Raw genomic sequence first — 13278 nt, 5'->3', positions numbered from 1 at the left:
GCCCAAAACCCGCCCGCTGTCGGCGACGTTCCCGTGGCCCCGCCGCCCGGTTGCGCGCTGGCGGCGTCAAGCGACGAGTGAATCCCCGTGCCGCCTCCGCCTGCGGGATTCGGCTGGGCGGCATAGGACTCGGACGTACCTGTGCTACCGGCCGTCGCCGAAGATGCTTCGGACGGCGCTTTTACCTCGGTCGTCACCGCGGGTTTTGTGGCCTTGGTGTCCTCGCGGGTCGCTGACCTACTGGCGCGGTTGTTGCTCGGTGCGCGCTGCGGCTGCGCCGCGGGTTGCGCGGCGGGGGCCGATTGGGGTTGTTTCGGCGTTGCTGCCGGCGTTGCTGCCGGCGTTGCCGCCGAGCCCGACACCGGCCCCGACTTCGCGTCGCTGCCGCCACTGCCGCCGTCGCCCTCGTGGTCCTTCTTGCGCGCAAGCGACGCGAGCGTGTCGCCGGCTTTCTTTATCTCTCTTTCAAGCGAGCGGATGCCGTTCGCCAACACGCCCGGCAGCGTGAGCTTGCCGCTGCCCTTGTAGGCACCGGCCGCAGCGCCGGCGCCGCCCAGGCGGCCCTCGCTCGCGGCGGTGACGGCCTCGTCGCCCACCGCGAAGGTGGCCACCAGTTCCTCTGAGAAGTCCTCGCCATCGGCAGACGTGCCGGAGAAGGTAAACGTGGCGGTGTATACACCCGGTTCGGTGAACCCAAAGCCTTGGTGATCGTGGGCGTTGACCGGGTATCCCAGCGTTTTGTCCGGGTCGCCGGAATCGAGCTCCACGCGCAGCCCGCGCAGGTCCTCGTGCCAGGTGTAGATGCGCCCGGGACCGTCTACGGCACGCATGGCCACGGTCACCTTCGAGCCTTGCGCCAGCGCGTCGGCGGCCACCCGAGTGGTGGAAAATCCCAGCCAGGGAAGGTTTTTCTGCTGCGCCTGCGGCAGAATCCACATCTCTTCGGGCGCGTCCGGAAAGCTCTCTCTCACGCCGACCGGCAGCGTTTTTCGCGCCGCGTCCGGCACGGCGAAGATGAAGCTGCCGGATTCACGTTGGGCCTGGTTGTGGGGGTCGGAGTCGTCAATAAGCTTCGCGCTTATCGACGGCCCTTCGGCCACCAACGCCATATCCATATGCCCCGACCTGATGAGCTTGCGCCGGTCCGCGGGTGCGGTGCTCGTCGGCGCCGCTTCAGCCGGTGTCGTGGGCCGCGGCGCGGGCGTGGCGCGCGTGCTAGTCGAGAGTTTCGGGCGCAACGACGCCGTCGCGCTCGGGGAAGGGCTAGCGGTGTCCTGCGCGGTGTTGGGGGTGCGCAGATCGGTGGTGGTGCCCTCGGGCAAGCCGACGGTGGGGTCGTCGCCGACGAGCCAGTACTGGGTAACCGGCTCGGAGCGCTCCGTGCCGCCGCCTTTGAGCTCGGCGCGGCCCTGCCAGGTCATTTTGTAGATGCCCGGTTCGGAAAACGTCCAGGTGAAATGGCCGTGGCCGCCGACGTCGTAGGTGATGGTGCGCATGTCCTCGTCGGCGGAGCTAAACAGCCGCTCCGGATCGCCCACGCGTGAGGAGAAAAACACGTTGACATCGCCGGGGCCGTCCATCTCCACCAGGTCGAAGTGCATGACGTCGTCGACGAAGTTATCCGGGATCTCACCCGCCTCGTGCGCGGGGTCGAAAGCCCCCAGGCCAGACCAGATGGGCCGCCAGCTGTCGGTCCAGTCCACGGATTGCGGCGCGGCCCACACCTTGCTGGCGGGCTCGCCGAGGAATTTCAGGGAGCCGTCCTCCGGCACGGTCAAGGTGGACACGTCGTTGCCGTCGGCGTCGGCGTCCGGAGCGAGGCGGAAGCAGACCTTTTCCTGGTCGGTGACTTGCTGGCCGTCCACCGCCATCACGGTGAGCTTGCCGTTTTTGTAGGTGCCGTAGAGCGCGTCGTTGTGAGAGTGGTAGAGCAGTTTGCGCCCGGCGCACGGGTGGTCAATCTTTCCCAGTTCCACGCCGTGGCCCGGGTCGCCGGGGTTATGCTCCGCGGCCTGCGCATGCGGCGCGGCCAAGAGCGCGAGCACCGCTACGGCCGCCGCTGCAACGAATCGCTTCATCGCCTCACCCCCTGAAGCCAGCCAGCAAGCGCGCCGCGACGCGGAGCGAACAGCCAGCTCAGCGCGAAGATGGCGGTAACGGCCAGGACGATGGTCGCGCCCGTGGGCGAGTCGTAGGACCACGCCAGCCACACACCCGCCACGCTGCCGGCCACCCCGAACGCGGCAGCGATGCACATCATCGCGCCCAGCTTGTTCGTGAACAGGCGCGCCGCGGCGGCCGGGGTGATCAGCAGCGCCACCACCAGGATGTTGCCCACCGTCTGCACTGCCAACACCACCGCGAAGGTCACGCACAGGTACAGCGCCAGATCCAGCGCGGCGACCGGCAGGTTCATCGCACGGGCGGTCTCCCGGTCGAGTGCCACCGCCGTCAGCCACGGGCGAAGCGCCACCACTACGGCCACGATTAGCGCGCCGGCGACAGCGTGGACGGCCAGAGTGGTGGAGCTGACGCCCGTGAGCGAGCCGAACAGAAACGAACTGACGGATGCGGTGTAGCCCTCCGCACGGGAGATCACCACCAGGCCGAAGGCGAACGCGGCGGTGAACACGATGCCGATCACAGAGTCCTCTTTGATCGTGCGCCGCTGCGACATCACCGCGATCAACACCGCGACGATCGCGCCGGCCACCGCCCCACCCAGCAACACGGAGACCTGCCACGCAAACGCCACCGCGATGCCCGGAAAGACGGCGTGCGCCACCGCGTCGCCGATAAAGGCCATGCCCCGCAGCACCACGAAACAGCCCACCACCGCGCACAGCACCGCCGCGTTCACCGCGGCCGCCAGCGCGCGCGGCAGAAACGCTAGCTGGGGGTTGGCCATGTCGGCCAGGAATTGCACAAACGAAATCTCAGGCACGGGCAGCCTCCAAATGAGCTCGCACGCCGCGCAGCCACGGCGAATCCTCGTCGACGGAGAAGGTGCTAGTCCACGGGGCGTCATCGTTGAGCTCATGCGTCGCGGCATCGGCGACGACCCCACGGTTGAACAGCACCAACCTGTCGCAGGAATCAATGGCCTCGGCGATGTTGTGGGTGGACATGACCACGCCGAGACCCCGGTCCACCAAGCGGCGGAACAGCCGCAGCAGGTGCTCGGTGGTGGGGATGTCCAGGCCGGTAAACGGTTCGTCGAGAAGCAGCATGCCCGGGCGGCGCACCAGGGCGCGCGCGATGAGCACACGCTGGCGCTGGCCGCCGGACAGGTCGTGGATGGGGCGATCGGACAGGTCGGTCAGGTTGACCATCTCCAAGGCTTGCTGGGCGGCGCGGTGCTCGCGCTCGCCGGCGCGGCGCCACCACGGGCGCTGTCCGAGCGTGGCGTTCAGCGTGGCGGCATAGACGTCGATGGGAAAATCCCAGGCCACGTTGTGCGCCTGCGGCACGTACCCCACCACCTTGCGCACCGGGCCCCTGCCAGCGGAGACCGTCCCGGCGTCAGCGGGGATAAGGCCTAGCACCGCGCGCATGAGCGTGGTCTTGCCCGCGCCGTTGGGTCCGAGCAGGCCGACGAACTCGCCACCGCGCAGCGTGAGATCCACCCCGCGGAACACGTCGTGGCCCGGATACGACACCGCCAGTTCGCGCACCTCAATCCTTCTCATCGACGGCCCCTCATAAACACCACAGCAAGCAGCGCGACCAGGGCAAGCACGCCGAGGCCGATCAGCCACACAAGGTTGAAGCCACCGCTTTGCGACGCCGCTTCACCCCCATCGCCCTCAGCCCGAAACTCACCGAACTGGGCATCCGCCGCCTCCGCTGGGTCCACGCCCACGGCGATGCGCACCACCTGCTCGTCGGTGTGCACGGTGCCGTCTTGGTCCTCCACCTTCGCGCGCACACCCACCAGGTGGGCGCCCGGCTCGGTGAACACCCAGTTGGCGTGGGTGTGCGTGTTCGGCTCCACCCACATCGACTGCGTGCCGGGCTCCTGCCCGTTCCACAGCTGCTGAGGCTCGTGGAACCCGCCGGGCTGAACAAACAGGGAGAACTGGCCCGGGCCCTCATGTCCACCGAACTCCAGGCTCATCCCGTTTGCGGAGCGTTCCACAAGCGACGGCGCCTGCGAGTTCCACCCCAGCCACGGCACGCCGACGACCTCGGTCTGCGGGATCACCCACACCTCGGCCCCCGGCTTCGCGCCGGTGAACGCGAACTGGTCGGTCTCCGGCAGGGTCTGCTTCGCGCCGTCACCCACGGCGAATACCACGTCCTCGAGGTGGCGCCACACGGGCGTGTCCTGCGTGTCGTCGCGCACCAGGAACTGCAGCTTGCCGTCGACGAAGACGGGGCCCAGGTCCGCGTGGCCGGCGTCGATGACGGCGCGCTCTCCCTGCGGGGCAACCTGCTCGTCGGCTCTTACGACCTGCTGCAACGCCGGGTCGTTGTCCGGCACCTGGGCGGCAGCGACGGGTGCGGCCGCGATCATTGCGGCGGTGATAATAGCGGGAATTCTCATGGTTGTCCTTTCAAGCATTTACTTATCGACGTTCCATTGGCCCTCATCAGATCCACATACGTCTGCGCAGGCCCCTCCCCCGGCGGGTCTAAGGTGTCGCCCCAGATCGGGCACACCTCAACCCCGTGCAAGGCAGCGGTTTCGTTCAAAACGGGCGTTTCGTCTTCCTTGCCGTGCCCGACGAACACCGCCGGCACGGCCAAGTTGTCCAGCGTGCGCGACAGCGCCATCAGATCGCGCGGGCTCGGCTCCACGATCGGATTCGGGGTGACAAACCCGGCCACGCGCAGCCCGTACGCGCGCTCCAGAAAGGCGTAGCCGTGGTGGGTGGTGACCAGGTTGCGGTTGGTCTCCGGGACCTGGTCGAACTCCGCGCGCACCTCCTGCGCCACCTGCTTGAGCTGGGCGCGGTAGCGCTCGGCGTTGTCGGCGTACGCGCTGGCGTGGCGCGGGTCGGCCGCGGACAGCTCGTCCCGCACCACCTGCACCACCGCGTCCATCGCGGCTGGGTCGTGCCAGATGTGCGGATCCAGCTCGCCGTGGACGTGGCGGCCCAGCACCGCCTGCGGCAGCAGGTACGTCTCCTCACCCGGGTCGCCCAAGAAGCGGAACTCGCGCTGCGGCGGTATCGGCTGCAGCGTCTTCGGCGGTACCACGACCACCGTGCCCGTTGGGTCCAGATCGCCCTCGTCGTCCGTGCGCCCCCCGCAAACGGGGGTCGTACGACAAGACAACACTTGAAAGTTCTGCCAGACGAACTTTATTATTCGCCGGTATGGGACATGATGCGGCTGCTCGCCGTCTACCTGCGCGACGAATCCCGGCAAAAGCTCGACCGATTCATTGCCGCGTCCCACCGCGTCGGCCCGCCGCCGCTTCTCTAACCGCACGGAAAGTGCCCAGAAAGAACACAGAAAGAAAAAAGGACCAACATGTTGAAATCCAAGGTGCTCGCGCTCGCCGCCACGGCTGCGCTTGCTGCCGGCCTGGCAGGCTGTTCGCAGGACAGCGCCGACGCCGCAGGCGGCAAAGACACCCCCGTGGTACTCACCACGTTCACGGTGATCCAGGACATCGCTTCGAACGTCGCCGGCGACCACCTGCGGGTGGAGTCCATCACCAAACCCGGCGCGGAAATCCACGGCTACGAGCCCACCCCGGGCGACATCTCGCGCGCCTCCGACGCCGACCTGATCCTGGACAACGGCATGAACCTGGAAAACTGGTTCTCCCAGTTCGTCGCCGACCTGGACGTGCCCCACGCCGTGGTCAGCGAAGGTGTCGACCCGATCGACATCGCGGAGGACGCCTACGCCGGCAAGCCCAACCCGCACGCCTGGATGAGTCCGGTGAACGTGCAGAAGTACGTGGACAACATCGTCGACGCGTTCAGCGAACTCGACCCGGAGCACGCCGATGATTTCAAGGCCAACGGCGAAACATACAAGCAGGAACTGCAGGCTGTGCAAGACGAGCTGGAGACCAAGCTCGCCGCTGTCCCCGACAAGCAGCGCGCCTTGGTCACCTGCGAAGGTGCGTTCTCCTATCTGGCTCGCGACGCGAAGTTGACCGAGCGCTACATCTGGCCGGTCAACGCTGAGCAGGAAGCCACCCCGCAGCAGATCGCCGGCGCGATCGAGTTTGTGAAGGAAAACAACGTCCCGTCTGTGTTCTGTGAATCCACGGTCTCTAACGCGCCGATGATGCAGGTCGTGAAGGCCACCGGCGCGGAGTACGGCGGCACCCTCTACGTCGATTCGCTTTCTGAGGAAAACGGTCCGGTGCCGACCTACCTGGATCTGATTCGCCACGACACGAAGGTGATCATCGACGGTTTGAACGGGGGCAAGCAGTGATCCCCGCAATCGCGGTTGACGATGTTGCGGTGCGCTACGGCGACGTCGTCGCGCTCGACGGCGCAACTTTGAGCGTCCAACCAGGCCGTATCTGTGGGCTGATCGGGATGAACGGCGCGGGCAAATCCACGCTACTCAAGGCGATCATGGGGTTGGTCAAGCCGGATCGCGGCACGGTTCGTATCAACGGCATCGACCCCATGCGCGCCCGCAAGACGCAGGTGCTGGGCTACGTCCCGCAGAGCGAGGACGTGGACTGGCAGTTCCCGGTCACAGTGCGTGATGTGGTCATGATGGGCCGCTACGGCCACATGGGCTTTACCCGCCACGCGCGTGCGGAGGACATTGCGGCTGTGGATCGCGCGCTTGAGCGCACCCACCTTGAGTCGTTCGCAGACCGCCAGATCGGTCAGCTTTCGGGTGGCCAGAAGAAGCGTGCCTTCATCGCCCGCGGTATCGCTCAGGGTGCGAGCATCATGCTTCTCGACGAACCCTTCGCCGGCGTGGACAAACATTCCGAGGCCACCATCACTGAGCTGCTGCGTGACCTCGCGGCAGAAGGCACCACTATTTTTGTGGTGACGCACGACCTGGTTGCCTTGCCCCAGCTCGCGCCGGAGACAGTGCTGTTGAACCGCCGGGTGTTGATGCACGCCCCGACTGAAGTGGTGTTAGAGCCGGACAATTTGGTACAGGGCTTCGGTATGGGGGTGTCAGCATGATTGCGCTGCTTACGGAGCCGTTTGGGTACGAGTTCATGATGCGTGCGCTTGCGACCTCGCTGGTGGCGTCGATTGTCTGCGCGCTGTTGTCGTGCTGGCTGGTGTTGGTTGGCTGGTCGCTGATGGGCGATGCGGTAAGCCACGCTGTCCTGCCCGGCGTGGTGCTGGCCTACATTCTGGGCGTGCCGTTTGCCGTCGGCGCGGTGGTGTTCGGGTTCCTTGCGGTGGCACTGATCGGGCTGGTGCGCGATACGTCCCGGGTGAAGGAGGATGCGGCCATTGGCATTGTGTTCACCACCATGTTCGCGCTGGGGCTCGTGCTCATTTCGGTAACCCCTTCGCACACGGATCTGAACCACATCATCTTCGGCAATCTGCTTGGTGTGTCCCGTGGGGACCTGCTGCAGGTGGCCATCCTGGGAGCGATCGTGTTGAGCGTGCTGGTGCTCAAGCGGCGCGACTTCACCCTCTACGCGTTCGATCCCACCCATGCACACGCGATTGGGTTGAATCCGCGCCTGCTCGGTGCGGCCCTGCTGGCACTGCTGGCGCTGACGTCAGTGGTGGCACTCCAGGCCGTTGGCGTGATCCTGGTGGTGGCGATGCTGATCATCCCGGGTGCGACCGCCTACCTGCTCACCAACAAATTCGGCACGATGCTGATCATCGCCCCGACCATGTCGGCGGCGTGTGCGATTGTGGGCCTGTACTGCTCCTACTACCTGGACACGGCCTCTGGCGGCATGATCGTGCTCGCCCAGGGCGCGGTGTTCACCGCGGTGTGGCTTCTCAGCCCGCACGGCGTTCGAGGCGGGCGCGGCTACTCGTCGACGCGCACGAAGACGGAGTCGGTCGCGGCCTCGCCGAGCTGAACCGCCGCAGTCGCGCCAGCCAGCCGGACTTCCACCGCGCCGGAATAAGGCGCGCCCACCGCCACCTCGAGCTGCGCGCCGACGATGAGCCCATGGCTGTCAAGGAACTTCAGCAGCTTCGGGTCGTCGTCCGCGATGCGCTCGATCGTCGCAGTGTGCCCGGGTTGCACAGCGGTCAGCGGCACCGCCGCCGGGGTGTCGACGCGGCCGCTGGCTGAGGGGATGGGGTCGCCGTGGGGGTCGCGGCTGGGGTAGTCCAAAAACGCGTCGATGCGATCGACCATGAAGTCACTCACCGAGTGTTCGAGGTTTTCAGCCTCGTCGTGCACCTGGTCCCAGGTGTAACCCAACGCCTCCACCAAAAACGTTTCAATCAAGCGATGGCGGCGGATCATCGCCACCGCGTACGTGCGGCCAGTGTCAGTCAGCTCGACGGCGCCGTAAGGCTTGTGCTCCACTAGGCCCTGCTCGCCAAGTTTGCGCACCCCGTCGGAGACGGTGGATTTCCGCAGTCCGAGGTGCTTGGCCACAGACGACGTTGTCACCGGCGTATCTGACCATTCCGAAAGCGCCCAGATGCCTTTGAGGTAGTTCTGGGTGCTGGTGGACAGGTCGCCGACAGACATGCTCGCCACTCTACTTGGCGGCGCGCATGCGCCTACGCGGTGCGAGACCGCAGTACCGAGCGCGGCTGCGAAATGCGCGCCGGCACCCAGTGCGGCACCGCCACTTCCCGGCCCATGAGCTGGATGACGTTGCGCTGGTAGCTGCGCAGCGCCTCTTCGTAGTAGCCCAACAGCTGGCCCCCCAGTGCTGCCCAGGTTTTATCGACTACGGACTCGCGTGCGGTGAGTTGGAGTTGGGGGTGGCGGGCGGCGTCGAGAAGCCAGGCGGCCGCATCGGGTAGCTCGTCTTCGAAGGTGTCCACCTCGAGCAGTAGGCCATTTTCGCCGTGTTCGATGAGGTCGATGGGGCCGCCGGCCTTCGGGCCGATGGTGGGCACGCCGGAGGCCTGCGCTTCTTGGATGGCCTGGCAGAATGTTTCGAACTCGCCGGTGTGCACGAACAGGTCCAGCGAGGCGTAGGCGCGGGCGAGTTCCTCGCCGGACAGGGCGCCGGTAAACACGGCGTCCGGCATGAGCGACTCAAGCGCATCGCGCTCCGGACCACCGCCAACAATCACGAGCTGGATCGACAGGTCCCCGTGCAGCGCGGCGAGTCGGTGCACTGACTTTTTCCGCGGCGAGGCGGCCGACGAATCCGACGACCTTCTTCTCCCCCGTCGGATCCCAGGCGCGCCGCAGCACGTCGGAGCGCTTCGTGGGATTGAACAGCTGCGTGTCCACGCCGCGGCCCCAGTGCCGGACGTTTTTGATGCCGTGGGATTCCAGCTCGCGGATGTACACCGAGGAGGGTGCGAGCGTCATCTCGCACATGTTGTGCACCGTGCGCGTCCAGTCCCAGGCGATGTTGGCAATCATGGCGGCGTGGTACTTCGTGGCAAACCCAGCCACATCGGTCTGGTACAGCCCCACCGCCGGCACGCCCAGTTGGCGCGCCGCGAAGGCACCGGCGCCGCCGAGGACGAACGGGCTGGCCAAGTGGATGATGTCCGGGTTGAATTCCGCAAGCGCCGCCGCGACGGTGGTGGTGGGCACGCCGATCGGCAGCGAATCAATCAGCGGCACCATCACCGTTGGCACGCGCACGATGGGAAAACCGAGGTAGTCCGGAATTTCGTCCTGGAAGTCGCGGGCGCCGGGCGCGACGACCATGGCTTCGTGCCCCTCCCGCTTCAAATGCTCCAGCACGCGGAGCACCGAGTTTGTGACCCCGTTGACGTTTGGCAAAAACGACTCAGCAACGATTCCCACACGCATAATGGCCCTCATTGGCACCCCAATGCGAACTGCATGTCAACCCAAGTTAAACGTCGCGTGAATTTTTATGGCACCCATCGATTCACCGCGAACCATCCAGCCATCGCGATGGCGCTTGCAACCGCGAGCACCGAAAGCGCCGGGATGAGGGAGAGCGTCCAGGCACGGCCCTCCACTTTGACCAGGTCAGGATTGTAGTTGGCGTAGGTCACCCACACATGCTGCTCCGCCCCGAGACCAGAAGGATAGAGCAACCCGCCGCGCGGGGTGATCAGCTGGCCGTCTTCGTCAACGTATTTGACGGAGGTTTGCAGCCGTCCCGCTTCCGTCACGGTGCCCATGCCACGGCCGGTGTTGTTGGCAATCTGGACGTCGTTGAGCCAGGGGCCCACGACCATTGCCACGCAGCCCAGCACCGCGCACGCGTAGAGCGCGAGCACGAACTGGTGCGCGCGGCGGCGCCACCTCACCGGTTGAGCCTTTGCGTAAGCTCCCGGCGCGTCGCGCGGGTGGTCACCGCCTCCACCACGGTGATGCCGTCCGGTTCCGCCTCGCACGCCAACAGCGCTTCGTGCAGCTCTGCAAGTGTTTCCGCCCGGCGGTAGCGGGCGCCGTAGCCTACGACGATGTCCTCCAACTGCGCGCCGTGGGGAGTGCCGAAGGCGCGCTCGAATGCGCCGCGCACGGTCTCGGCGCCGGGCTCGAGGGATTCGAAGATGCCGCCACCGTCATCGTTGGCCACCACGATGGTGAGGTTGCCGGGGCGCGGCTCGTCGGGGCCGATGAGCAGGCCGTTGACATCGTGCAGGAACGTCAGATCACCCATGAGCGCGACGGTGCGCGGGGCGCGGATCTCGTCCGGGCGCAACGCTTGGACCGCCAAGGCGATGCCGACGGCTTGGGACACCGTCCCATCGATGCCAGCAGCGCCGCGGGCGAAATAGGTGTCAACCCCATCAAACGGCATGCCCGCAAAGCTGACGTCGAGCACAGGGTTGGAGCTGCCCACCACAAAGGTGTCGCCGACGGCCAAGGTGTCGCACACCGCGGCGGCGACGTGCAGGCCGGTGAACCCGAACTCGACGTCCGCGAGCGCTTGGCGCACAGTGTCCGCGCCGACCTCGCCTGCGGCCTCGCAGATCTTCAGCCACGTATCCGTGGGCTGGCCGGTGACATTCACGCGTGTTGCGCGCTCGTCCGGTTGGCCCGTGAAGGTGTCGGTGCGGCTTAGCCCAATCACATGGATGTCCGGGTCCGCCAGCAACGCCATCACGTCGCGGTGCAGCGTGGGGTGTCCCACCACCACAACCTGCGCAGGCTTTGTGGTGGCAGCGAAGTCGCCCCCGTCGTGGGAAATGGCCACCTCGCGCTGGGCGAAAAACCGGGCCGCCAACGGGTGCACCTGATGGAACGGCGTCGGCGCGGTCGGTTCCGCAATGGTGGGCACGTGCTCCAGCCCGGGCACCTCCCACGCCTCATCGCCCGCAATCACCAAGGTGTCGCGGGTGAGGTCGATGTCCACCACCCCGTGGTCCACAAACGCAGCCGAACCCGACAACACCCCAGGGCCCACTCGGCGTGGCGCGCCTGTGCGTCCCGGCAATGCCTGCGGCACGAGCGGGGTATCCAGGGCCACGTTGATGTGTATTTGGGGGGAGGTGAAGTGCAGCGACGTGGCGTCGATAAGCGAATGCACTTGCTGCGTGGTTGCGTAGCGCGCGAAGATGCCCTCTTGCCAGATGGTTTGGCTCGCGCCGGTGCCGATGAGGCGCGCGGGGCGGTCCGCGCTGATGGCGGCGAGGGGGGTGTGCGACATGTGCGCCTCGATGAGCGCCGGGTAGGCGTTGGCCACGGCGGTGCCAGACGTCATCACCACCGCCACATGGCGCCGTTGAACGCGGGCGATGCCGAGGGCGGTGAAGGCGGCGGAGCGTTCATCAACACGCATGTGCACTGTGATGCCGTCCCGGGCGATAAGCGCGTAGGCCAGCGGTGAGTTGCGGCTGCCCGGGCTCATCACCACATCGGTGCAATGCCTGGCCGTGGCTTCGGCGACAGCCTGGGCGATCTCAAGCGACTCGATCACTGCTGCTCCTGGAAGAACTGGTCCGCGCCGTCGCGGAGCTGGTCCAAAATGTCGCGGGCGTCCTCGCGGAACTCGCGCGGCACCTCCGGTACCGGCATCGGCTCCTCCGGCGGGAGCGTCGCCGTCGGGTTATCGCGCTCACCGAAGATGGAGGGGAACTTCGTGGTGGTCTGAAAAGTGGTCTGCGTCTCCGTGGTGGTGACGGTCTGGGTCTCCGTCACCGGTGGCTTATCTGCCTCCGCGGCCGCGCCACGCCACAGAAAGAACAGGGACACCGCCGCGACAAAGCTGACGGCGGCGAGAATGCCCAACAGAATCGTGCCGATGTTGCTGCGTTGCTCTGGCTCTTGGTAGCTCGGCTCGTAATACGGCTGCTCGGAGTGCGGCTGCTGGTACTGCGGCTGCTCGTACTGCGGCTGCTGATACTGAGCTTGCTTGTACTGGGCTTGCTGGTATTGGGGTTGGGACTGTTCCGGGAAGTACTGCTTGGGGCGCTGGCGCCCCTCATCGCGGGGCTCGCGCCGCGTACCGCTGCGCCACGTTCGTCGGCGGGATTTCCTGCCGGAAGCGGTACAGCTCGCGCCCATTGAGCTCTTTCTTATCGACGAAGTGTGCCGGCGCCGACGCCCTGAGCACCGGGTCGAAGACTTCGTGCGCCTGCTCCGCCACCACCCCCGCCGGAAACTTGAGCCAGAACCCCTCCACCGGCACCTGCACTGCCGGCATCCCCATCACCAGCTGCACGTCCGCCGGCTCCTCCACGCGGCCGGTCTTCCGGTTCATCTCGAACGACCACGTCGACGCCGTAACCAAGTTGTCGAAGTCGGTCGCCGCTTCCCCCGCGCGCAAGGTGTGGCCCACCCGCACCGCCGCCACCCCAGCGTTCGACGGCTCGCGGATCTCCATGTGCAACTGCCTTGTCACCGGCGCCGGCTGGCCGTCGCGCACCCCGTCCGGGTCGTGCATTGTCCACGTGGTCTGCTTCAGGGACAGGGGCAGCCGCCCGTCATCAAGAATGAAGCTCGGAGCAACCCAACCCCCCACCAACAAGGCAACGCCGAGGCCGACGAGCAGCACAGACAAAACGCGGGACTTCGGCATGGTTGGCACAATACCCCACCCAAAGCGAAACCCCCGCCGCCCGGGTGTGTGGACCGGGTGACGGGGGCGTCGTTAAGCAGAGAGCTCTTACTTGAGGGTGACGGTAGCGCCAGCCTCTTCCAGCTTGGTCTTGGCAGCCTCTGCGTCGTCCTTGTTTGCGCCCTCGAGGATGGCCTTCGGAGCACCCTCGACCATTTCCTTGGCGTCCTTCAGGC

General features: G+C 66.4%; 14 protein-coding genes and 1 pseudogene. 3 read left to right on the top strand and 12 right to left on the bottom strand.

The annotated features are described in order from the left end of the window. The 5 genes from V6D40_RS10800 to V6D40_RS10780 all read right to left on the bottom strand — a co-directional run. A partial coding sequence (locus V6D40_RS10800) for a choice-of-anchor M domain-containing protein (RefSeq protein WP_334290368.1) occupies window positions 1–2078 on the bottom strand: 2078 nt, incomplete at its 3' end. Continuing rightward, complete coding sequence (locus V6D40_RS10795) at window positions 2075–2944, bottom strand: anchored repeat-type ABC transporter permease subunit (RefSeq protein ID WP_334290367.1); 870 nt, start codon at window positions 2942–2944, stop codon at window positions 2075–2077. The genes V6D40_RS10795 and V6D40_RS10800, both read right to left, overlap by 4 nt. Next, window positions 2937–3689, bottom strand: a complete 753-nt coding sequence (locus V6D40_RS10790; RefSeq protein ID WP_334290366.1) for an anchored repeat-type ABC transporter ATP-binding subunit — start codon at window positions 3687–3689, stop codon at window positions 2937–2939. Before V6D40_RS10790 ends, V6D40_RS10795 begins: the two co-directional genes overlap by 8 nt. Continuing rightward, window positions 3686–4546, bottom strand: a complete 861-nt coding sequence (locus V6D40_RS10785) for a choice-of-anchor M domain-containing protein (RefSeq protein WP_334290365.1) — start codon at window positions 4544–4546, stop codon at window positions 3686–3688. The genes V6D40_RS10790 and V6D40_RS10785 overlap by 4 nt, the downstream gene beginning before the upstream one ends. Beyond that, window positions 4543–5208: a metal ABC transporter solute-binding protein, Zn/Mn family gene (locus tag V6D40_RS10780; protein ID WP_334290364.1), complete on the bottom strand. Its 666-nt coding sequence runs from the start codon at window positions 5206–5208 to the stop codon at window positions 4543–4545. Before V6D40_RS10780 ends, V6D40_RS10785 begins: the two co-directional genes overlap by 4 nt. Window positions 5209–5478: 270 nt before the next feature. Here V6D40_RS10780 and V6D40_RS10775 point away from each other — a divergent pair, with 270 nt between their 5' ends. From V6D40_RS10775 to V6D40_RS10765, 3 genes are read left to right on the top strand one after another with little or no spacing between them, the layout of a single operon-like run. Beyond that, the gene (locus V6D40_RS10775) at window positions 5479–6402 is read left to right on the top strand and encodes a metal ABC transporter substrate-binding protein (RefSeq protein ID WP_334290363.1); all 924 of its coding nucleotides are present in this window, start codon (window positions 5479–5481) and stop codon (window positions 6400–6402) included. After that, window positions 6399–7124: a metal ABC transporter ATP-binding protein gene (locus V6D40_RS10770; protein WP_034997179.1), complete on the top strand. Its 726-nt coding sequence runs from the start codon at window positions 6399–6401 to the stop codon at window positions 7122–7124. Before V6D40_RS10775 ends, V6D40_RS10770 begins: the two co-directional genes overlap by 4 nt. Then, on the top strand, window positions 7121–7996 hold the full coding sequence (locus tag V6D40_RS10765) for a metal ABC transporter permease (RefSeq protein ID WP_334290362.1): 876 nt from the start codon (window positions 7121–7123) through the stop codon (window positions 7994–7996). The genes V6D40_RS10770 and V6D40_RS10765 overlap by 4 nt, the downstream gene beginning before the upstream one ends. Here V6D40_RS10765 and V6D40_RS10760 read toward each other — a convergent pair. From V6D40_RS10760 to V6D40_RS10730, 7 genes and pseudogenes are all read right to left on the bottom strand, one after another. After that, window positions 7945–8622, bottom strand: coding sequence for a metal-dependent transcriptional regulator (locus V6D40_RS10760; protein ID WP_334290361.1), 678 nt, complete (start codon window positions 8620–8622; stop codon window positions 7945–7947). The genes V6D40_RS10765 and V6D40_RS10760 overlap by 52 nt on opposite strands. Window positions 8623–8654: 32 nt before the next feature. Continuing rightward, window positions 8655–9876, bottom strand: a pseudogene (locus V6D40_RS10755) (glycosyltransferase family 4 protein). A 65-nt stretch (window positions 9877–9941) separates the two neighbouring features. Further along, a complete protein-coding gene (locus tag V6D40_RS10750) occupies window positions 9942–10346 on the bottom strand; it encodes a hypothetical protein (RefSeq protein WP_334290360.1) in 405 nt (134 codons plus the stop codon). Next, entirely contained in the window at window positions 10343–11962 is a 1620-nt protein-coding gene (menD, locus tag V6D40_RS10745; protein ID WP_334290359.1) for a 2-succinyl-5-enolpyruvyl-6-hydroxy-3-cyclohexene-1-carboxylic-acid synthase, read from the bottom strand. The genes V6D40_RS10750 and menD overlap by 4 nt, the downstream gene beginning before the upstream one ends. After that, the gene (locus V6D40_RS10740) at window positions 11959–12549 is read right to left on the bottom strand and encodes a hypothetical protein (protein ID WP_334290358.1); all 591 of its coding nucleotides are present in this window, start codon (window positions 12547–12549) and stop codon (window positions 11959–11961) included. The genes menD and V6D40_RS10740 overlap by 4 nt, the downstream gene beginning before the upstream one ends. After that, the gene (locus tag V6D40_RS10735) at window positions 12467–13063 is read right to left on the bottom strand and encodes a porin PorA family protein (protein WP_334290357.1); all 597 of its coding nucleotides are present in this window, start codon (window positions 13061–13063) and stop codon (window positions 12467–12469) included. The genes V6D40_RS10740 and V6D40_RS10735 overlap by 83 nt, the downstream gene beginning before the upstream one ends. Window positions 13064–13150: 87 nt before the next feature. Next, window positions 13151–13278: ribosomal protein L7/L12 (locus V6D40_RS10730; protein ID WP_334290369.1), on the bottom strand; the 128-nt coding region annotated here is incomplete at its 5' end.

The organism is Corynebacterium sp. Marseille-Q4381 (genome assembly GCF_036881695.1).
GTDB lineage: Bacteria > Actinomycetota > Actinomycetes > Mycobacteriales > Mycobacteriaceae > Corynebacterium.
The sequence above is the reverse complement of the archived record's forward strand: the minus strand, read 5'-3'. Positions and strand labels throughout refer to the sequence as shown.